This window comes from Paraburkholderia lycopersici, assembly GCF_900096975.1.
GTDB lineage: Bacteria > Pseudomonadota > Gammaproteobacteria > Burkholderiales > Burkholderiaceae > Paraburkholderia > Paraburkholderia lycopersici.
Genome location: NZ_FMYQ01000034.1, coordinates 1 through 20,336 on the forward strand (window position 1 = coordinate 1; position 20,336 = coordinate 20,336).

Here is a 20,336-nt window from a genome sequence, read left to right on the forward strand (position 1 = left end):
CAGACGCCGATTTCGACGCCTTTTTCCGCGGCCTGCTGCTTCAGGCGGATCGCCGCGGAAAGTCCGGCGGGGCCGCCGCCGACGATCACCACGTCATATTCCATCGACTCGCGTGGGCCGTATTGCGCGCTGAGCGCGTCCAGCCGATGTTTCATGGACGACGCTCTCCCGCTTCGGCCGGCATCGCTTCGATTGCGATCGAAGCCAGTTGCGCTCCGGGCCCCGAAGGGCGCAGCGCGAGTTCCTCCGGCCGCCCACTGATCCACAGCGCGTTGAGCGGAGGCAGCATGAAACCGCGCAGCAACGCGCTTTCCACATTCCAATGCCCGGCAAGGCTCACTAGCAGATGCGTGGCGGCGGGCGTCACATGCAGCGAATGCGCGGCAACGCTCACGCGCGCACGGTACGCGCCGCGCTTGCAGATGACATTGAGCACGTCGACCGGACGCGCGGGCAGGTTGACACACACATGCAGGTCGCCGGAAAAATGCACGGGCTGCCCCGCACGCGCGAGCAGTTCCCCGTCCTGCGAATGCAGTTCGATCGCCCCGTCGTCGAGTGGCAACAGGGTGCGGTCGTAGCCGTGGAACTGCGAAAATTTCGCGGGACCATCGAGCCTCGCGAGGCTCACGCGCCACTGCGCGGCGCTGCGCTTGTCGTCCGGCGCCGGACCGCATGCGATCGTGCGAGTCGTGCCGCCTCCGTTTGCCCAGGGTTCGGGCGCGATCCGCGCGCAATCGATGAAACGAACGGCGGCGAGATCCGCGGCGCCGGTCCGCGGCACCGATGCGGCTCCTGGGAGGGCGTGCATGCGGGCGTTCATACGCGTTGCTTCGCGTCTTGCGCGCGAGCTTCGAGCGCGCCGACTACCTCGAACAGGTCGCCGACGAGCCCCACGTCGGCGACCGAGAAGATCGGGGCGTCCGGGTCCTTGTTCACCGCCACGATGAATTTCGAATCCTTCATGCCGGCCAGGTGCTGGATCGCGCCCGAGATGCCGAATGCCACATACACGTCGGGCGCGACGCTGCGCCCGGTCTGGCCGACCTGTGCGGCGTTCGGCGCGTAGCCGGCATCGACGGCGGCGCGCGAGGCGCCGAGCGCGGCGCCCAGCTCGTCGGCGAGCCTGCCGAGGCGCCCCATGTTCTCCTGCGAGGCGAGGCCGCGCCCGCCCGCGACCACCACGCGCGCATTGCCGAGGTCTCGTCCGCTCTGCGCGGCGGCGCGGCGCTCGACGAGCCGCGTGGCCATGAACGGCGTGACCGGGGCGAGCGCAACGACCTGCGCCGCTCCGCCGTCCGCCGCAACGGGCCCGAACGACGAGGGCCGCACGCTCGCATAGGTGCGCGATGTGGCGCTCGTGACCGTCGCGATGACGCTGCCCGCGTAGAGGCCGCGCACGAACTGCGTGCGCTCGCGAATGGCGGTCACATCGGCAATGAAGGCGCCCTCCGCGAGCGCGGCCGCGCGCGGCAGCGCCGCGCGGCCGCAGGCGCGGTGCGCCGCGAGTACCGTCGAATAATCACCGGCGAGTGCCAGCAGTTGCCCCGCGATCGTTTCGGGCGCGAGCGAGTCGGCGGCGCCGGCAGAGGCGATCAGCACACGATCGACGCCGCTCGTTTGCGCCGCCGCCGCCGCGAGCGATGCATCGAACACGAGCAGATCGACGGGTTGCTCGAGTTGCAGCGCTGCGTTCACCACCCGCAGCGTCACATCGGAAATCGATCCCTCATCGACTTCGGCAAGGACCAGCGTTCTCATGGTCAGACTCCCACGGTTTCGAATATGCGCTGACCGGCGAGCGCGTCGAGCAGCGCTTGAACACCGCCCACCTTCACGCCCGGCGCGCGCACGGGCGGATCGTCCAGTTTCAGCACGCGGCTGCAGGCGTCGGACACGCCACCGAACGAGCTTGCCTCGAGTATGGCGAGCGGTTTTTGCTTTGCCTTCACGATGCTCGGCAACGTCACGCGGCGTGGCTCCGCCAGACGCAGATCCGCGCTGACCACTGCCCGGCCGTCGAGATGCCAGGTTGCCGTGGCGGCGTCGTCGCCGCAGTCCACGCGCCAGCCGCCGTCGATCGCGTCGAGCGCGCTCGCGTTGAGCGCCTGCGGCCAGCCGAGCAACGCGGCGAGCATGGCCGCCATGCCGCCCACGTCGCCGTCGATGGCCTGCTTGCCGCACAGCACGAGGCCGTATTCGACCTCTCCCATGTGCGCGGCCACGAGCCGCGCAACGGCGAGCGAATCGAGCGAGGTCGTGGCCGCACCGGTGTCGATCAGCACGGCGTCGTCGGCGCCCATTGCGAGTGCCGTGCGCAGGACGTCCTGATACGGCGGAAGGCCACAGGTCAGCGCCGTGACGTGCGAGGCCACACCGGCTTCCTTCAGTTGCAGCGCCTTTTCGAGCGCGCATTCGTCGAAGGGGTTGAGCGACATCTTGAGCCCGCCCGTTTCGATCGCACCGGCGGCGCCCACTCGCACGCGCACGTTCGGATCGACCACGCGCTTGACGGGCACCAGGATACGGATAGTCATCGGTTTTCTCCTTTTCGCATGCGAAAGCGCTTCGCGCGCCGGCCTTATGACACCGCGCCCAGACCGTACTTGCCGGTCAGCAGCGCACCGTTCGCGAAGCGTTCGAGGCCGTACGGGTCGAGGGAGACGTCGGTGGGCAGGCCGAGCGCGTGTTGCGCGAGAAGCTTGCCGATGCCCGGCGAGAGCTTGAAGCCATGGCCCGAGAAGCCGAAGCCCACCGTGAGCCCTTCCACGTCGGCGACGCTGCCGAGCACCGGGTTCCAGTCGGGCGTCACGTCGTACACGCCCGTCCACGAGGAGGCGAGGCCGGCCGTCTCGTAGGCCGGAAAATGCCCGGCCACCTGAGCGCCGACTTCGGCTACGTAGTCGAGCGAGATTTCGCCCTGTTCGGTCTCGGGCGCGTTTAGTGTCTCGCCCACCACGCCCTCCGAGACGAGCATCTGGCTGCCGCCGTAGCTGCGGAAATAGAGCATGCCCGCCGAGCCGAGGTCCTTGAACGCGGGCATCGCGAAGGTGTACGGCGCGGCTTCGCATTCGAGCGCGAGCACGGTATGGCGCTCGGGCTTCACCGGCAGCGGCACGCCGATCCATTCGGCGAGTTCGGGCGTCCAGATGTTCTGCGTGCTGACGAGCGTGCCGCAGCCGAAGCGTCCCGCCGACGTTTCCACGCCGACCACGCGGCGGCCTTCGCGGATCAGGCCGCTCACGCGCACGCCCTCCATGATCTTCACGCCGGCGCGGCGTGCGGAGCGCGCGAAGCTCGTCGCGACGAGGTAGGCGTCGGCAAAGCCTGCTTCGGGCTCGAAGCCGATCAGCGCGGCGTCGTCGAAGGTCGCGATCGGCAGGCGCGCCTGCGCCGCCTGCCGGTCGAGCAGTTGCACCTCGATGCCCATGTCCTGCTGCGCACGCAGCGAGGCCGCCAGAGGATCGAGCTTGTCGCCTTCGGGCGCGCAGATCATGTAGCCGCATTTGACGAGGCCGCACGACGCTTCGCCGTCGCCGAGGTAGTCGGCGAAATTGTTGAACGCCCACCACGACGCGCGGGCGAGTTCGACGTTCTGGCGCACCGAGTAATGCGTGCGCAGCAGCCCGGAGGACTGCGAGGTGGTGCCCGAGCCGATCATGCCCTGGTCGAGGACGAGGACGCTTTTCGCGCCGAGCGCGGCGAGATGATGGGCGACGGACGTGCCGATGACGCCAGCACCGATCACGACATAGTCAAAGTGGCTCATGGGGCCCCCGTGGGTGAACGATGGGCAGATTCTGCGTCCCCGGTGCACGCCATTATTTTGTATTAGGCAAACTTATGGTCGACAACCGCAATCGCTGATCTTTCGCGTGTGCGCCGTCCAGCGCGGCATCATGCGGGGACGGAGCGCACGGCGGCCGGCGTCATTTTGCGCAGACATCCGCGGAGCCCCCTCATGAGACGTACCCAGGCGCCTATCGACCTTAACGCGTTGCAGGCCTTTCTCGCGGTGTGCGAGACAGGATCGATGACCGGCGCGGCGAAGCAGCTCGGCGTGAGCCAAAGCGCGGTGAGTCAGGCCATTGCGGCGCTCGAGCGCGATCAGGGCGTGGTCCTGTTCGACCGCGAGAGCCGGCCTCCGCGGCCGAACATCGCGGGCCGCGCGCTGCTCGAACTCGCCGGCCCGCTGCTCGAGCATGCGCAGATGGTCAGCGCGCGCATTGGCGACGCATCGAATACAGGCACGTTGCCGGTGCGGCTCGGCTGCGTGGATTCGTTCGCGGCGACCGTGGGACCGGAGCTGATTCGCGCGGTGTCGGGCTCGGCGCGGCAGATTGCGCTGTGGTCTGGTCTGACGCCGGGTTTGAGCAAGCAGTTGCACGATCGCGAGCTGGATCTGGCGGTCTGCACGCAGACTACGCTCAACGACGCGCGCATCGTCGAGGTGCCGCTGTTTTCGGAAGCGTTCGTCGTCGTCGTTTCGCGCACCTTGCTCGCCGAGCGCAGGAACATCGACTGGCGCGCGCTGGCGCTCGAAATGCCGATGATCCGCTATACCCCTCGCTCGGTGATCGGGCAGCAGGTCGAGCGCTATGCGCGGCATCTCGGCATCGACAGCCCGCGCCGCTATGAATTCGACGCGACCGATCCGCTCCTGAGCCTCGTCGCGGCGCGGCTCGGTTTCGCGATTTCCACGCCGCTGTGTCTCTGGCAGGCGCGCCACTATCTGCCCGAGATCGGCGTGCTGCCGTTGCCGCCCGGACGGCTGGGGAGGCGTGACTTTTTCCTGCTGCATCGACAGGGCGAGTGGGACGCGTTCGCGCACGACATCGTTTCGTTGACGCGGCGCGTACTGGAGGCCTCCATCAAGCCGGCGCTCGCGCGCGCACTGCCGCAACTGCCGGACGACGCTCTGATGTAGCCGAACCGAAAACTTTTGTGCGAGAGGAGTAGGCAGATGTCCGAACTATTTTCGCTGGAGCGCGGCGACGCGCCTTTGGTCGTGTCGATTCCGCATCTGGGCACGCGGATTCCGCCGGCGTTGCGCCATCTTTATACGGATGAGGCGCTCGCCGTCGCCGACACGGACTGGCATCTCGATCGTCTTTATGCGTTCGCGCGCGAGCTCGGCGCGACGGTAATCGGTGCGCGCGTCTCGCGCTACGTGATCGACCTGAACCGGCCGCCCAACGACGAAAGTCTCTATCCGGGCCAAACGACGACGGGTTTGTGCCCCGGCGAAACGTTTCGCGGCGAGCCCGTCTACAAGCCCGGCCGCGCACCCGACGCCGCGGAGCGCGCCGCGCGCGTCGCTCAATACTGGCAGCCGTATCACGACGCGCTCGCGACGGAGCTTGCGCGGTTGCGCGAGCGTCACGCGAACGTGCTGCTCTGGGAAGCGCATTCGATCGCGAGCGTGCTGCCACGGCTGTTCGACGGCAAACTGCCCGACCTCAATCTGGGTACGCAGGACGGACGCACTTGCGCGGGCCCCGTGCAGCAGGCCGCCGTCGATGCGATGGCCGCGAGCGCGTACACGTGGGTCGCGAACGGCCGCTTCAAGGGCGGCTATATCACGCGTCATTTCGGCGTGCCGGAACGCGGCATCCACGCGGTTCAACTGGAGATGTGCCAGTCCGCCTATATGAACGAGCACGTGCCGTTCGACTACGTGCCGGGGCGCGCCGAAGCCGTCCAGCCCACGCTTTCCCGCATGGTCGGCGCGGCGCTCGACGTGGTGCGGGCGCTCGCGCCGGCGTCCGCGCTTTCATAAGCGTTTCTGATACTCGGGCGTAAGCCTGCGTCCTGTTTCAGTGCAGGGACGCACGCCAGGCAGGAAAACCGCGCACCGTCAGCAGGCAAATGCCGGCGCGAGGAAATCAGGAGAGCAAGCTGGCAGGGCGTGACGTGCGTATGGGGTGTTTATCAACAGGAATTTTTGATTCATGCAGATAAACATGGCACGGACGTTGCATAAGAAGTTGCGCGGGTGAGATTGCAAGGCTTGGGCCTCATTCGGCAGTTCCCGGCGGATAGATGAAGATCGACAGGAACTGGATGGGCGTCTTGATGAGCCGCTCGGGGCCGTGAGGAATGTCGGCCTGGAAGGTGAGCGTGTCACCGGGATGGAGGATGTAGGTTTGCTGGCCGTGGCGGTATTCGATCACGCCCTTGAGCATGTGGATGAACTCCGTGCCCGGATGCTCGAAGGTGGGAAACCGCTCCGCTTCGTCTTCGAGGGTGATGAGGAACGGCTCGAAGGCTTTGCGCGGACCTTGGTCGTAGGCAAGCAGATGGTAGGTGTGGCCGCGTTTGGTGCCCTTGCGAACGACTTCCATGCCGGCGCCTTTCTTGACGAGCTGCGCGTCGCCTTGCGGAACGTCGAAGTTGCGAAAGAGCGAGGAAAGCGAGACGCCGAGTGCCTGAGCGATACGGTGCAGGACGTCGAGTCCGGTTGACGTCTGGGCGTTCTCGATCTTCGAGAGCATGCCGCGGCTGATACCGGCCTGGTCGGCGACCTGGGCGATGGTCAGGTCGTGACGCTGGCGCAGTTCGCGGATCGTCGCGCCCAGGTAGCGTTCGAGTGGTGCTTTGCTGTCGTCCCCGGTTTGCATGATTGGCCTCGGTGAAAAGCAGAAGCGTAGCAGGCGGCACGCAGACGTGCGCGCCGAGAGTTTCATGTAAGGAAAAAAAGTTGCATATGGAGAATTCTTAAAGCAGACGATGCGCGTGCGCAGTGCGAGCGCGCGGTTCGGCCACCCGTCCCCGCAACGGCCGAAGCGCCTCGATGACCGGCATGAAGTCGGGCGCACCGCTCTTTCAACCGCGGATGAGTTGCAAGGAGTGACGATGAACCTCAACGATGCAAAGCTGCCAGTCAACGAGCTGGGGAGCGTGCCGCGCTTCGGCTCGGCGGACGATGCGCAGAGCTGGCTCGGCCAGCAGGGCGTGAAATACGTATTGGCGCAGTTCGTCGATATTCACGGTGTGGCGAAGGCCAAGTCGGTGCCGGTCTCGCATCTGAAGACGGTGCTCAAGGCCGGCGCCGGATTCGCGGGCTTTGCGATCTGGGGCGTGGGCATCGAGCCGAACGGTCCCGACTTCATGGCCGTGGGCGATCTCTCGACGCTGACGCCCGTGCCGTGGCAGCCGGGGCTCGCGCGCATCGTTTGCGACGGGCACGTGGAAGGCGAGCCGTGGGCCTACGATTCGCGCGTGACGCTCAAGCGCCAGGTCACGCGCGTGGCCGAGCGCGGCTGGACGCTCTTTACGGGCCTCGAACCGGAGTTCTCGCTGCTGCGGCGCTCGGCCTCGGGCACGCTCGAACCGTGCGACCCGAGCGATACGCTCGCCAAGCCCTGCTACGACTACAAGGGCCTGTCGCGCACGCGCGTGTTTCTCGAACGCCTTACCGACGCCATGCGCTCGGTCGGCATCGACGTCTATCAGATCGATCACGAAGACGCCAACGGCCAGTTCGAAATCAACTACACGTACGCCGATTGCCTGACCTCGTGCGACCACTACGTGTTCTTCAAGATGGCCGCCTCCGAGATCGCGAACGATCTCGGCATGATCTGCTCGTTCATGGCCAAGCCGTTCGCGAACCGTCCCGGCAACGGCATGCACATGCACGTCTCGATCGGCGACGGCAAGCGCAACCTGTTCGCCGACTCGGCCGATCCGCTCGGCATGGGACTCTCGAAGCTCGGTTATCGGTTTACCGCGGGCCTGCTCAAACATGCGCCCGCGCTCACGGCGCTGTGCAACCCCACCGTGAACTCGTACAAGCGCCTCGTGGTGGGCCGCTCGCTCACGGGCGCCACATGGGCGCCGGCCTATGTGAGCTACGGCGACAACAACCGCTCGACCATGGTGCGCATGCCGGGAGAACGCATCGAACTGCGTCTGCCTGACGGTTCGTGCAACCCGTATCTCGCGACGGCGGCCGTGATCGCGGCGGGCCTCGACGGCATCGACAGCGAACTCGATCCGGGCACGCCCGCCAACGAAAACCTCTACGAGTGGTCGCCCGCGAAGCTGGCGGAGCACGGCATCGCGGTGCTGCCGCAGAACCTCGAACAGGCGCTCGACGCGCTCGAAGCGGACACGCTCATCTGCGAGGCGCTGGGTCCGGTCGCGCAGGAATTCATCAGGCTCAAGCGGATGGAGTGGCTCGAATACATGCGCCACGTCTCCGATTGGGAACTCAAGAACTACCTCGAATTTTTCTAAGGAGAACCCTATGTGCGGAATCGTAGGCTTGCTGGTGAAAACGCCGACGCTACGCGAAAAGCTCGGCGAACTGATGGTCCCGATGCTGATCGGCATGACCGAGCGCGGTCCCGATTCGGCGGGCCTCGCCGTGTTCGGCAAGGAAGTGGATGCGAGCCAGCGCAAGCTGAGCCTCTATTCGGGCTTCACGGAAGAGGGTGCGCAGTTTCCGTGGCAAACGCTGCTCGACAAGCTCAATCGGGCGATGGACGTGACCGCGCGCATCGACCCGAAGGCCAATCATGCCGTGCTGACGTTGCAGGGCGACGCGCAAGCCGTGAAATCGTGGCTCAACGATCAGTATCCGAAGCTCTATCTGCTTTCCGTCGGCCGCTCGATCGACCTGTACAAGGACATCGGCTCGCCTGCCGAAGTGGCCGGACGTTATGACTTCACGAAGCTCAAGGGCTCGCACCTCGTAGGCCACACGCGCATGGCGACGGAATCGGCGGTCACGCCGGACCGCGCGCATCCGTTCACGGCAGGCGAGGACTTCTGCCTCGTGCACAACGGCTCGCTCTCGAACCCCTATGGCGTGCGCCGCAAGCTCGAGCCGCTCGGCATTCACTTCGACACCGACAACGACACGGAAGCCGCGTGCCGTTTCCTCGAATGGCGCCTGCGCGAAGGCGACTCGCTGCCCGAGGCGCTGCAAAAAGGCTTCGAGGAACTGGACGGCTTCTACACGTTCCTGATGGGCACGTCGAGCGAGCTTGCGCTGATCCGCGATCCGTTCGCGTGCAAGCCCGCCGTCGTGGCCGAAAACGACGACTACGTGGCGATCGCATCCGAGTTCCGCTCGCTCGCGCATTTGCCCGACATTCGCAACGCGAAGGTTTTCGAACCCGCACCCGAGGAGATGTACGTATGGAAGGCGTGAATTTCGATCTGGAAACGCAGGGTGTGCGCGATCTGAACCAGTACCTGCATGGCGACGCGGCCGCATTGAATGGCCAGCGCGTCAGCGTGACCTCGCCCAACGGCGCGCACAACATCGCGGTGGGCGTGGATGCGCAGGTGCGGATCACCATCGAAGGCCACGCGGGTTATTACGCGGGCGGCATGAACAAGCACGCGACCATTGTGATCGAAGGCAGCGCGGGCACGGGCGTGGGCGAGAACATGATGAGCGGCAAGGTGCATGTGCGCGGCTTCGCATCGAACGGCGCGGGCGCCTCCGCGCACGGCGGCCTGCTCGTGATCGACGGCGACGCGGGCCTGCGCTGCGGCATCTCGCTCAAGGGCGGCGATATCGTGGTGGGCGGCTCGGTGGGCAGCTTCTCGGGCTTCATGGCGCAGGCGGGCCGCATGGTGATCTGCGGCGACGCGGGCGATGCGCTGGGCGATTCGTTGTACGAAGCGGTGATTTATGTGCGAGGTGACGTGAAATCGCTTGGCGCCGACGCGCAGTTCGAGCCGATGACCGACGCCGACGTTACCGCCGTGCGCGAACTGCTCGAAGCAGCCGGTCTCGATCACGATCCGGCGCAGTTCCGCCGCATCGCCTCGGCCCGCACGCTTTACCACTGGAACGCCGACGCGGACCAGGAATACTGAACATACGATCGAGAAGGTCCCCATGGAAACCAAACCGGTTCAATTCGCGCGTCTGCAACAGGAAGAGTCCAGCACCTTCGACCGCAAGACCATCGATTACATTCACACCGCCGCGCAGCGCGGCCTCTACGAAATCCGTGGGCTCGGCTCGAAGAAGAGCGTGCCGCACTTCGACGATCTGCTGTTTCTCGGCGCGTCGCTTTCGCGCTATCCGCTCGAAGGCTATCGCGAGAAGTGCAACTCGCAAACGATCCTCGGCACGCGCTTCGCGAAGAAGCCGCTCGTGCTCGACACGCCTGTGACGATCGCGGGCATGAGCTTCGGCGCGCTTTCGGCGAACGTGAAGGAAGCGCTCGGCCGCGCGGCCACCGCCGCCGGCACCTCGACCACCACCGGCGACGGCGGGATGACGCAGGAAGAGCGCCAGTCGTCGAAGACGCTGGTCTATCAATGCTTGCCTTCGCGCTATGGCTTCAATCCCGACGACGTGCGCCGCGCCGACGCCATCGAAGTCGTGATCGGCCAGGGCGCGAAGCCGGGCGGCGGCGGCATGCTGCTCGGCCAGAAGGTGAATCCGCGCGTGGCTTCGATGCGCACGCTGCCCGCGGGCATCGATCAGCGCTCGGCGAGCCGCCATCCCGACTGGACCGGCCCCGACGACCTCGCCATCAAGATCCAGGAACTGCGCGAGATCACCGACTGGGAAAAGCCGATCTACGTGAAAGTGGCCGCCACGCGCACGTTCAACGACGTGAAGCTCGCCGTGCACGCGGGTGCCGACGTGGTCGTGATCGACGGCATGCAGGGCGGCACGGCGGCGACGCAGAGCTGCTTCATCGACAACGTGGGGATTCCGACACTCGCGGCCGTGCGCCAGGCTGTCGACGCGCTCGAAGACCTCGACATGAAGGGCAAGGTGCAGTTGATCGTCTCGGGTGGCATCCGCACGGGCGCGGACGTGGCGAAGGCGCTCGCGCTCGGCGCGGATGCCGTGGCGATCGGCCAGGGCGTGCTGATGGCGCTCGGCTGCAACAGCGAGACGTATTTTCAGAACGGCGCGCTGCATTCGGCGGTGGCCGATTACGCGGCGCTCAACACGGCGCCGGGCTTCTGCCATCACTGCCATACGGGCAAATGCCCGGTGGGCGTGACGACGCAGGACGCGCTGCTCGAAAAGCGCCTGGAACCGGAGGAGGGCGCGCGCCGCGTGAGGAACTACCTCAAGACGCTCACCATGGAACTCACGACCATCGCTCGCGCATGCGGCAAGCAGAACGTGCATCACCTCGAGCCGGAAGACCTCGTGGCGTTGACGGTCGAATCGGCCGCGATGGCGCGCGTGCCGCTCGCGGGCACGTCGTGGATTCCCGGTTTGAACACGCGTTGATCGATCAGGAAACAGAGCAGTCATCGCAGCAATGGGCGCGCCGGCGAGGAGACCGCCGCGCGCCGTCGAAACGCGCAAGCGGGCGCCCGACAAGCCGAGCAGCGCAAACCACGCACTGGTATCTCATCTCCACCCCACACGCGCGTCGTGAAGGCCGCGCCGCTTGCGCGCACCTCATGCGACGCCTTTCTACAGGATCGTGCAATGAAGAGCTTGGGCAAACTACTCGCCGTGATCGGCGCGCTGGCACTTTCGCTGCCCGCGCTGGCGCAAGGCGCCGCCGCGCCAGTGCCGAACAAGGGCGACACCGCATGGATGATCGTCGCGACACTGCTCGTCGTCATGATGGCGGCGCCGGGTCTCGGTCTTTTTTACGGCGGCATGGTGCGCGCGAAGAACATGCTTTCCGTGCTGATGCAGACGCTCGTGATTTTCTGTCTGCTTGGCGTGCTGTGGGCCGTGTATGGCTACAGCGTCGCGTTCACCGAAGGCAACGCGTTCTTCGGCGGATTGAGCAAGATGTTTCTCGCGGGCGTGACGCCCGACACCACGGCCGCCACGTTCAGCAAGGGCGTGGTGATTCCCGAGTTCATCTACGTGTCGTTCCAGTTGACGTTCGCGGCCATCACGCCCGCGCTCATCATCGGCGGCATTGCGGAGCGCGCGAAGTTCTCGGCCGTGCTGGCGTTCATGGTGCTGTGGTTCACGTTCTCGTATTTGCCCATCGCGCACATGGTCTGGTATTGGGCGGGGCCTGACGCCTACACGAGCGCCGCCGCCGCGGAAAAGGCCAATGCCACGGCGGGCTTTCTGTTCCAGAAGGGCGCGCTCGACTTCGCGGGCGGAACCGTCGTGCATATCAACGCGGGCATCGCGGCGCTGGTGGGCGCGATCATGATCGGCAAGCGCGTGGGCTACGGGCGCGAGCACATGGCGCCGCACAGCCTCACGATGACGATGATCGGCGGCTCGCTGCTGTGGGTGGGCTGGTTCGGCTTCAACGCCGGCTCGAATCTCGAGGCGAACGGCGCGGCTACGCTCGCGTTCGTCACCACGCTGCTCGCCACCTGCGCGGCCACCGTCTCGTGGACGGCCGTCGAATGGACGCTGAAGGGCAAGCCTTCGATGCTCGGCGCGGTTTCCGGCGCCATTGCGGGGCTCGTGGTGATTACGCCCGCATGCGGTTTCGTCGGCCCGATGGGCGCGATCGTGATGGGCTTCATCGCGGGCGCGCTTTGCTACTGGGGCGTGAACGGCCTCAAGCGCATGCTCGGCGTGGACGATTCGCTCGACGTGTTCGGCGTGCACTGCATCGGCGGCATTGCCGGCGCGCTGCTCACCGGCGTATTCGCTTCGCCGAAGCTCGGCGGCACCGGCGTCTACGACTACGTGGCGAACAAGGTCGGTGACTACGACATGGCGAGTCAGTTGATTTCGCAATGCTGGGGCGTGGGTACGTCGCTGGTGTGGTCGGCGGTGGTGTCGTTCGTTGCGTTCAAGCTCGTCGACATGGTGATCGGCCTGCGCATCGATCAGGAAGGGGAGCGCGAGGGACTCGACGTCAGTTCGCACGGCGAGACGGCGTATCACGGTTGACAGCCGGCAGGGCCGCGCCGGCATCGGCGCGGCGGGCGAGATCGACCGATCGCGCATTACCCTGCCGCGAATCCCAACGGTGCATCGACCGTATCGATCCAGGCCTGCGCCAACCGTCACGAGGTTGCGCAGGCCGTTTCACTGGCCGGGGCCGCTCACCCGGAAGCGCGGGCACCTGCCGACGCAGTGCGCGGAGCGCGCGAACCGTCCTTCGACGCAAACGTCGTGTCGTCGGCGGGAGGCCGCAAAGCCGCCGCTCAGCATGCCGAACCGGGGTCCCGTACCGGGCTCGCAAGCATGGGCAGTTGCAGTCTTCGTTCACCGACGCTGTAAGATGACAACGTTTCGAATCCGTCAGCGCAAACGGAAACCTGTCTGATGGGTTTCTGATTGGTCATATCGGGAGAATCCTGTCAGGCTCTGCCCTGAGCGGTGCGAGCGGCGCAAGTGGAATGTCGATCGGGCGCGCCGGGAAGCCGCATCAGGCGAGAGACCGTTCGGCGTAGGCTTTGGGACAGGTTTCAAGAAGACAACCCGCTGGACGAGGTCGATTCATGACTCGAAGAAACGGGTAACGCGTAACGCTGGGCAGGCGCGGGGCTTGCCTGGCGGAAGACAAAATAGCTGGAACTGGGAGGAACAATGACAAAGCGTCCCAAGACGCGCATGCACGCGCTTGCCGCCGGGCTCGCCGGCGCGAGCCTCGTAACCGGCCTTGCGCTCGCTTCGTCCGGCGCCAGCGCGCAAACCGCGGCGTATACAAGCGAGCCTGTGGAACTGTATGCCGGTCCTTCGGGGGACTATCCGGTCGTTTCCGAACTCGGACCTGGCGTGCCCGTCACCGTGATGGGCTGCGTGAGCGACTATTCGTGGTGCGACGTCACCGTGCCTGGCCTGCGCGGCTGGGTTTATGGCGGCTACCTCAGTTATCCCTACGAGGGCAGCTACGTGCCGCTCACGAACTATGGCGCGGCCATCGGCCTGCCGATCGTCACGTTTTCGCTCGGCGCCTACTGGGGAAGCTTCTATCGCGACCGGCCATGGTATGGCGAGCAGGGGCGCTGGGCGCATGTGCCGCCGCCCGAACGCGGTCGCCCATCGGCGCCGCCCGCATGGCATGGAGCGCCTGGCCGGCCGGCCTGGCCCAATATGCCCGAGCGCGGCGGGCCGCCGCAGGGCGCGGAGCGTCCGCCGGTCCGCCCTGAAGCGCCGCGACCGCCGGGCAATCTGCCGCCGCCAGGCGCGGGACGCCCGCCTGTCAATGCCGAGCCTCCGCGTGCGCCCGCCAACATGGCGCCGCTCAACGCCGAGCGACCGCATGAAGCCGGGCGTCCGCCCGCGCCAGAGCCGCAACAGTTCGGCGGCCGCCCACCGGCCGGTGCGCCTGCGCAGGGCTTCGCGCATCCGCAGGGCGGTATGCGGCCACCCGGACCGGCACCCGCAGAGGGACGGCCTCCGGCACCGCCGCAAGGCGGTCATCCGTCGGGCCAGGGCGGCGGCCGGGGCGACGACCGGCAACACGAGCACTAACCTTGATCCCGTGTTTCGCGCCAGTGGCGAATGTCTCGCGACTGGCGCGAATCGTCGGCAGCGCTGCCTGGTAATCGGGGTGCCCAGGCCGTCATGCCTCACGTCGCGAAGGCAAGCCGGCATACTCGATCCACGCTCCCGTCCGCTTTTCCTATCGTCACTTCCCGTCGTTCTGACGGATTTAACAATCCCTGACAGTAAATTCATAGCGATCCGGCGAAAATAGGCTGTCGCGGCAACGCCAGGTACAGTCGCGTGACGCCATTGGCGCACGAGCCTTCTGCTGCGCCAACGACAACGGATTATTGCTACGGGGGATTGGCTCGCGTGGGACTTGGCGACCGGACCATAACGACGAAGTCAGAGCGAACCCGAGTTCGCCGGATAACGCTGGAAAACCAGTGCTTCGAGGTGGACGTGGCGATGGTGGCACGTGCGTCGTCGCGCAGGGAGGCGGCTGCGGCCCGCAGACCGACGTCGGGCGGTGACGTCGGCGGCGGGGTTCGCGCCGCGCGCGGCGGCGATTGCGCTGGCGGTCCGATTCCGGGGGACGGATTCCGGAGGCCACGCAGTAGATGGCATGCCGCTGTCGCCACTTTTTTTCTGTGTTTCTAAACGAATTCTCATTACCGCCGCGCCTGCCGCGCGCGGCTTGACGTTGTTTGCGTCGGCGAAAGAACGCCTGGCGCTTGTCTGTTTGCTAAACGGGGGCTACATGTTTTTCCGAACCGGCCGCATCCGCCTGCCACCGGGTTCGCGCGAGGGTGGCGCCGACATCGGTCGCGACTTCGAGCGGGTCGAGCTCGATCTTGCGCGCGACCGGCACGCGCGCGCCGCGATGGAGGCCTATGCGGACTCCTGCGCGGCCGAGCTCCCGTGGCTCGGCGAGGCACTGCGTCTCTCGCGTTTTGTCCGGGCCGAGCGAATGACGCAATGCTCGTCCACGGTGCTGCGCGTGTTCGTGACGGCCCAGGCGCGCGCCGCTGTGCAACCTGACTATGCTCACGCCGCATGGGAGCACGTACGCTCGCATCTGACCGCGCTGCTTTCGGGATTGCCGGCAATCGCAGGCGAGCCGGAACCCGCTCAGGCAGATCCCGTCACGCAGACGCGGTTCGAGTGAAGGCAAATTCGACTACCATAAGCGATTGACATGAGAGCGATTCCATCATCGAAGTCGGCGCTTGTGCAGCCCTTCCAGCTTTTTCGGGGCGCGGCGGGCGTCGCGGTCTTTGGCGTGCTGCACGGGCCGGTCGCCGCGCGTTCGAGAGCGCTTCGCCGGCGACCCTGCGCCGCGTTGCGCGCCATGTCCGGCAAGACGAAGGTCATCGCCGCAGCGCGATGCGGCAGGCAGTCCGTCCCGAGACGATGAAAAACAAACCTGGTTGCGGGGTGCTATGAGAATTGCAGTACTGGACGACGATCCGGCGCAGACAGACTTCGTCTGCCAGACCCTGACCGCAGCCGGTCACGTTTGCCACGCGTTCGCCAAGGGCGGCGAACTCGTCAGGCAGCTTCGGCGGCAGACGTTCGATCTGCTCGTGCTCGACTGGAACGTGCCGGACATGGCCGGCGACGACGTGCTGCGCTGGGTGCGGCAAAGCCTCTCCGCGCGCTTGCCGGTGCTGTTCATGACGAGCCGCAGCCGCGAAGTCGACATCGCGCAAATGCTCAACGCCGGCGCCGACGATTACGTCGTCAAGCCCGTCTCGGCGTCGGTTCTGATCGCGCGCATCAACTCGCTGCTGCGCCGCGCCTATCAGCTGCATGCGCCCACGCTCAAGGAAACGTTCGGCGAATATGAATTCGATCTGAAATCGCGTCAGGCTTCGGTGAGCGGCCGCAGCGTCGCGCTCACGCAGAAGGAATTCGATCTCGCGCTGCTGCTGTTCCAGCACTTGAGCCGCCCGCTTTCGCGCGCGCACATTCTCGACGTGATCTGGAAGCAGTCCGACGACATTCCCTCGCGCACGATGGACACGCATGTTTCCATGCTGCGCTCGAAACTCGGTCTGCGTCCCGAAAACGGTTATCGTCTCACGCCGATCTACGGCTACGGCTATCGCCTCGAGCGCATCGACGGGGACAACGCGTGACCGGCGCGAGTACGGTTCCCGCCGCCGAGAGGGTTCGCGCGGTGCGCGCGTCGGCGGCCCCCTTCTTCGTTTTCGCGCTCGCGTTCGTCTCCAGCGCCCGTGGCGCCGAGGCGCGGGAGGGCGCTCCGCGCACTCCCGCCCAGCCGTCCGAAACGGTTACCTACGTGACGCTTCCCGGCGACTCGCTTTACGACTTCGCCGTGCGCTACCTGCGCAGCCCCGCCGACTGGAAGAGGCTCGCGAGCCTGAACCGCTTGAGCGCGCCGCGCCGCCTGCAGCCGGGCACGACGCTGCGCGTGCCGGTCGCGCTGCTGCGCCAGGACAGCCTCAGCGCGAGGGTCATCGCCGCGAACGGTCCCGTGCAGCACGCGTTCCGCGACGGTGCGCTCTTGCCGCTCGCGGCGGGCGCGAGCCTCGTGGAAGGCGATCGCGTGCAGACCGGGCACAACGGCTTCGCCACGCTCGAACTCGCGGACGGTTCGCACCTCTCGCTGCCGCCCGATACCTCGCTCGATCTCGCCACGCTGCGTCAGACCGCGCTCACCGGCGCGACCGACCGCATCGTCGATCTCCATCGCGGCGAGGTGACCAGCGAGGTCACGCACGCAACGAAGAAGGACGACCGCTTCCAGATCCGTTCGCCCTCCGTGGTGGCCGGTGTGCGCGGCACGCAGTTTCGCGTGAGCTACGACGGCGACAAGGGCGCGACGGCGGTCGAAGTGCTGGACGGCGCGGTGGGTGTGGACGCCGGCTCGCCCGCCCAGCGCCGGCGCGGTGCTTATGCGCCACCCGCGCCACCCGCGCCGGGCACGCCGCTCGCCGCCTCGGAGCAGCTCGTCGCGGCGCGCCATGGCAGCCTGACGCTGGCGGGCCAGCCCGCGGGCGCGCCCGTGGCGCTGCTCGACGCCCCCGAGCTGCGGCATCCGTCGAAGGTGCAGGACGACGACGATGTCGCCTTCGACATCGCGCCGCTAGCCGGAGCGAGCGGCTACCGCGTGCAGATCGGCCGCGACGCGGGCCTGCTCGACACGATTCGCGACACGCGCAGCGCCGACCCGCGTGTGTTGGTCGGCGCCCTCGGCGACGGCACGTACTTCGTGCGCATTTCCGCCATCGACGCGCGCGGCCTCGAAGGCATGCCCGCCGCCTATGCTTTCGAGCGCCGACGCGTGGCGCTCGGCGCGAGCGCCGGTCCCGTCGGGGGCTCGCGCGACTTCGCGTTCCGCTGGTTCACCGACCGCAACGCGCAGAACACGCGCTTTCGCTTTGTGCTCGGCACGTCGGCCGACCTGCGCGCGCCGCTCGTCGACCGCACCGACATCACGACGGGCGAGACCGTCGTGCGCGACCTGCCGAAGGGCGTCTATTACTGGACGGTGGTCGCCGAGCAGTTCGACAACGGCCGCTACTACCAGAAGGCGAGCCCGGTCCAGTCGTTCAGGCTCGACTGGTGACGGAGCCACGCATGAGCGCGAGGCCGCCCGTGCGCCTTGGCCGCTCGGTCGGACGTCGCTTTCTGTACGAGTGGGCGGGGGTGGGCTGCGCGGGCGTCGTCGTCGTCGTGCTTTGCGTGCTCTGGCGACTGACGAGCGGCGCCGACCATCTGGTCTACGACCGGCTGCTCGCCGCGCGCGCGCTGCCGGTGTCGCCCGACATCGTCCTCGTGGAGATCGACAACGCGAGCGTCGCCGCGCTCGGGCGCTGGCCGTGGCCGCGCGAAATGCACGCGCGGCTCGTCGACCAGCTCGCGAAAGCGGGCGCGGCGGCCATCGTCTACGACGTGCTGTTCACCGAGCCGTCGCCCGGCGACGCGCGCTTCGCGCAGGCGCTGCACGCCCGTCCGGCGTTCCTGCCCATCCTGCTCGCGCCCGCCGACGACACCGGCCATCGCGAGGCAGTGCTCCCCGTCGCGCCGCTCGCACAGGCGGCGGCCGGCGTCGGCCATATCAACCTCGAAGTCGATAGCGACGGCATCGTGCGCAGCGTCGCGCTCTTCGAGGGCGACGCGCAGCAGCGCTGGCCGCAGCTCATGGTGCCGGTCTGGCGCGCGGTGCGCGGGGGCGCCGTTGTGCTCGCGCACGGCACGCCCGCGGCCGCGCGCAGCGACGAGGTGCTGCGCGCGGCCGCGCCGGGCAGCGAGTCGCGTTTTCTGATTCCGTTCGGCGAGAACTCGCAGGCCTACCACAAGGTCTCGTTCGCCGACGTGCTCGAAGGCCGCGTGCCGCCCGAGCAGTTGCGCGGGCGCGTGGCGATCGTCGGCGTGACCGCATCGGGACTCTACGACCGCTTCGCCACGCCGCTCTCGGGCACGCTCGGCCCGCTGCCCGGCGTCTACATCCATGCAATCGTGCTGGACACGCTGCTCAACGGCACCGCCATCCAGCCCGTACCGCCGCTCGCGGTCGTACTTGCCTCGCTCGTGCCGCTCGTGCTGCTGCTGGCCGGTTTTCTCGTGCTCTCGCCGCTGCGCACGCTGTTGCTGCTAGCGTTCCTGATCGTCGTCTCGTTCGGCACGAGCGTGGGCATGCTGCATGGCGCGAGGCTCTGGCTGCCGCCCATGCCCGCGATCGTCGCGCTGCTCGCGGCCTGGCCGGCGTGGAGCTGGCGCCGCCTCGAAATGACGATGGCGTATTTGCGCAAGGAGCTGCGCCAGCTTGCCGACGAGCCTTATCTCCTGCCCGAAGCGCCCGCGCCGCGCCGCGAGTTCGCGGGCGACGCGCTCGCCCAGCAGATGGCGCTGATGGCTCAGGCCGCGCAGCGGCTGCAGGATATGCGCCGTTTCGTGTGGGACAGCCTCGACTCGGTGCCCGAGCCGATTCTCGTCGCCGATCTGCGCGGCGTCGTGCTGATCGCGAATCACGCCTCGCGTGCGTATCTCGCGCGCGTGAGCGTGAGCGCGGCGGAAGGGCGCTCGATGCGGGACGTGTTCGGCGACCTCTCGCTCGTCAAGCCGATCGACCCGAGCCCGGACGCGATGACCTTCGCGCGCGCGCACTGGCCCGCGCCGCTCGACCCCGCGCGCAGCGAGTTCGCGGAACTGATGGCGCGCGGCGTGGAAGTGCGCGCGCGCGACGGCAGCGACTATCTGCTGCGCTACGCGCGCTGCACGAACGCGCAGGGGCAGGCGGTCGGGTGGATCGCGGGCCTCGTCGACGTGACCGAACTGCATGACGCCGAGCGCCAGCGCGAGGACGCGCTGCGCCTGCTCTCGCACGACATGCGCTCGCCGCAGGCCTCGATCGTCGCGCTCGTGGAAACCGAGCGCGAGCGCGGGACGCTCACCTCCGAGCCCGTGCGCGGCGTGATGGAGCGCATCGAGCGTTACGCGCGCCGCTCGCTCACGCTCGCCGACGACTTCGTTCAGCTCGCGCGCGCCGAATCGCAGGTCTACGCGCTCGAACCCACGAGCCTCGCGGAGCTCGTCATCGACGCGAGCGACGAAGTCTGGCCTCAGGCGCACGCGAAGCGCATCCAGATCGACACGGCGTTCGAAGGCGAGCAGATGGGCTGGATCAACGCCGACCGCTCGCTCATGACGCGCGCGCTCGTGAACGTGCTGAACAACGCCGTGAAATACAGCCCCCAGGACACGCGCATCGTCTGTACCATCGCGCTGGACGAACAGGTTCCTCCGCACGTCGTCTGCTCGATTTGCGACCAGGGCTACGGCATTTCCCCCGAGGACCAGGCGAAGCTTTTCGAGCCGTTCCGGCGTTTCCATGCGGAACAGCGGCCCGAGGTGAGCGGCGCGGGGCTCGGCATGGCCTTCGTGAAGACGGTCGTGACGCGTCACGGCGGCGACGTCCACCTGGAGAGCGAGCCGGGCAAAGGCACCACGCTGACGATGTCGCTGCCCGCGCTCGACCCGCCGGTATGAGTCTCGCGAGAAG

At 67.2% G+C, this 20,336-nt stretch carries 18 protein-coding genes; 12 read left to right on the forward strand and 6 right to left on the reverse strand.

Translation table 11 applies throughout. The annotated features are described in order from the left end of the window. The 5 genes from BLU17_RS32730 to BLU17_RS27620 all read right to left on the reverse strand — a co-directional run. Window positions 1–155, reverse strand: a 155-nt coding sequence (locus BLU17_RS32730; protein WP_143189361.1) for an FAD-dependent oxidoreductase, incomplete at its 3' end; no start/stop codon positions are given. Further along, window positions 152–823 carry a HutD/Ves family protein gene (locus tag BLU17_RS27605; protein ID WP_092004324.1) on the reverse strand — a complete coding sequence of 224 codons (672 nt, stop codon included), beginning with the start codon at window positions 821–823 and terminating at the stop codon, window positions 152–154. The genes BLU17_RS32730 and BLU17_RS27605, both read right to left, overlap by 4 nt. Beyond that, on the reverse strand, window positions 820–1,761 hold the full coding sequence (locus BLU17_RS27610; protein WP_092004326.1) for an electron transfer flavoprotein subunit alpha/FixB family protein: 942 nt from the start codon (window positions 1,759–1,761) through the stop codon (window positions 820–822). The genes BLU17_RS27605 and BLU17_RS27610 overlap by 4 nt, the downstream gene beginning before the upstream one ends. 2 nt (window positions 1,762–1,763) lie before the next feature. After that, window positions 1,764–2,537 (reverse strand): electron transfer flavoprotein subunit beta/FixA family protein, encoded by a 774-nt coding sequence (locus BLU17_RS27615; protein WP_092004329.1) that lies wholly within the window; start codon window positions 2,535–2,537, stop codon window positions 1,764–1,766. A 44-nt stretch (window positions 2,538–2,581) separates the two neighbouring features. Then, window positions 2,582–3,769, reverse strand: coding sequence for an NAD(P)/FAD-dependent oxidoreductase (locus BLU17_RS27620; protein WP_092004332.1), 1,188 nt, complete (start codon window positions 3,767–3,769; stop codon window positions 2,582–2,584). Window positions 3,770–3,961: 192 nt separating this feature from the next. Here BLU17_RS27620 and BLU17_RS27625 point away from each other — a divergent pair, with 192 nt between their 5' ends. Both BLU17_RS27625 and hutG read left to right on the forward strand, forming a co-directional pair. Further along, a complete protein-coding gene (locus BLU17_RS27625) occupies window positions 3,962–4,927 on the forward strand; it encodes a LysR family transcriptional regulator (RefSeq protein ID WP_092004335.1) in 966 nt (321 codons plus the stop codon). 36 nt (window positions 4,928–4,963) lie between these two features. Next, complete coding sequence (hutG, locus tag BLU17_RS27630) at window positions 4,964–5,779, forward strand: N-formylglutamate deformylase (protein WP_092004338.1); 816 nt, start codon at window positions 4,964–4,966, stop codon at window positions 5,777–5,779. A 238-nt stretch (window positions 5,780–6,017) separates the two neighbouring features. Here the strand turns inward: hutG and BLU17_RS27635 are convergent, their stop codons facing one another. Then, window positions 6,018–6,620, reverse strand: coding sequence for a helix-turn-helix domain-containing protein (locus BLU17_RS27635; protein ID WP_092004341.1), 603 nt, complete (start codon window positions 6,618–6,620; stop codon window positions 6,018–6,020). A gap of 235 nt (window positions 6,621–6,855) precedes the next feature. Here BLU17_RS27635 and glnT point away from each other — a divergent pair, with 235 nt between their 5' ends. The 10 genes from glnT to BLU17_RS27685 all read left to right on the forward strand — a co-directional run bounded on the left by glnT (window position 6,856) and on the right by BLU17_RS27685 (window position 20,323). Next, window positions 6,856–8,241 (forward strand): type III glutamate--ammonia ligase, encoded by a 1,386-nt coding sequence (glnT, locus tag BLU17_RS27640; protein WP_092004343.1) that lies wholly within the window; start codon window positions 6,856–6,858, stop codon window positions 8,239–8,241. A 10-nt stretch (window positions 8,242–8,251) separates the two neighbouring features. Beyond that, a complete protein-coding gene (locus tag BLU17_RS27645; protein ID WP_092004346.1) occupies window positions 8,252–9,160 on the forward strand; it encodes a class II glutamine amidotransferase in 909 nt (302 codons plus the stop codon). Continuing rightward, the gene (locus BLU17_RS27650) at window positions 9,148–9,837 is read left to right on the forward strand and encodes a GltB/FmdC/FwdC-like GXGXG domain-containing protein (protein ID WP_092004348.1); all 690 of its coding nucleotides are present in this window, start codon (window positions 9,148–9,150) and stop codon (window positions 9,835–9,837) included. Before BLU17_RS27645 ends, BLU17_RS27650 begins: the two co-directional genes overlap by 13 nt. Before the next feature lie 22 nt (window positions 9,838–9,859). Next, a complete protein-coding gene (locus tag BLU17_RS27655) occupies window positions 9,860–11,224 on the forward strand; it encodes an FMN-binding glutamate synthase family protein (protein WP_092004351.1) in 1,365 nt (454 codons plus the stop codon). A 204-nt stretch (window positions 11,225–11,428) separates the two neighbouring features. Then, window positions 11,429–12,820 carry an ammonium transporter gene (locus BLU17_RS27660; RefSeq protein ID WP_092004354.1) on the forward strand — a complete coding sequence of 464 codons (1,392 nt, stop codon included), beginning with the start codon at window positions 11,429–11,431 and terminating at the stop codon, window positions 12,818–12,820. A 642-nt stretch (window positions 12,821–13,462) separates the two neighbouring features. Then, window positions 13,463–14,350, forward strand: coding sequence for an SH3 domain-containing protein (locus BLU17_RS27665; RefSeq protein WP_245747038.1), 888 nt, complete (start codon window positions 13,463–13,465; stop codon window positions 14,348–14,350). A 580-nt stretch (window positions 14,351–14,930) separates the two neighbouring features. Then, window positions 14,931–15,473 carry a hypothetical protein gene (locus tag BLU17_RS27670; RefSeq protein ID WP_245747039.1) on the forward strand — a complete coding sequence of 181 codons (543 nt, stop codon included), beginning with the start codon at window positions 14,931–14,933 and terminating at the stop codon, window positions 15,471–15,473. Between the two features lie 274 nt (window positions 15,474–15,747). Continuing rightward, window positions 15,748–16,446: a response regulator transcription factor gene (locus BLU17_RS27675; RefSeq protein WP_092004357.1), complete on the forward strand. Its 699-nt coding sequence runs from the start codon at window positions 15,748–15,750 to the stop codon at window positions 16,444–16,446. Then, a complete protein-coding gene (locus BLU17_RS27680; protein ID WP_245747040.1) occupies window positions 16,443–17,900 on the forward strand; it encodes a FecR family protein in 1,458 nt (485 codons plus the stop codon). Before BLU17_RS27675 ends, BLU17_RS27680 begins: the two co-directional genes overlap by 4 nt. 11 nt (window positions 17,901–17,911) lie before the next feature. Further along, complete coding sequence (locus BLU17_RS27685) at window positions 17,912–20,323, forward strand: CHASE2 domain-containing protein (RefSeq protein ID WP_092004360.1); 2,412 nt, start codon at window positions 17,912–17,914, stop codon at window positions 20,321–20,323. Window positions 20,324–20,336: the final 13 nt, after the last annotated feature.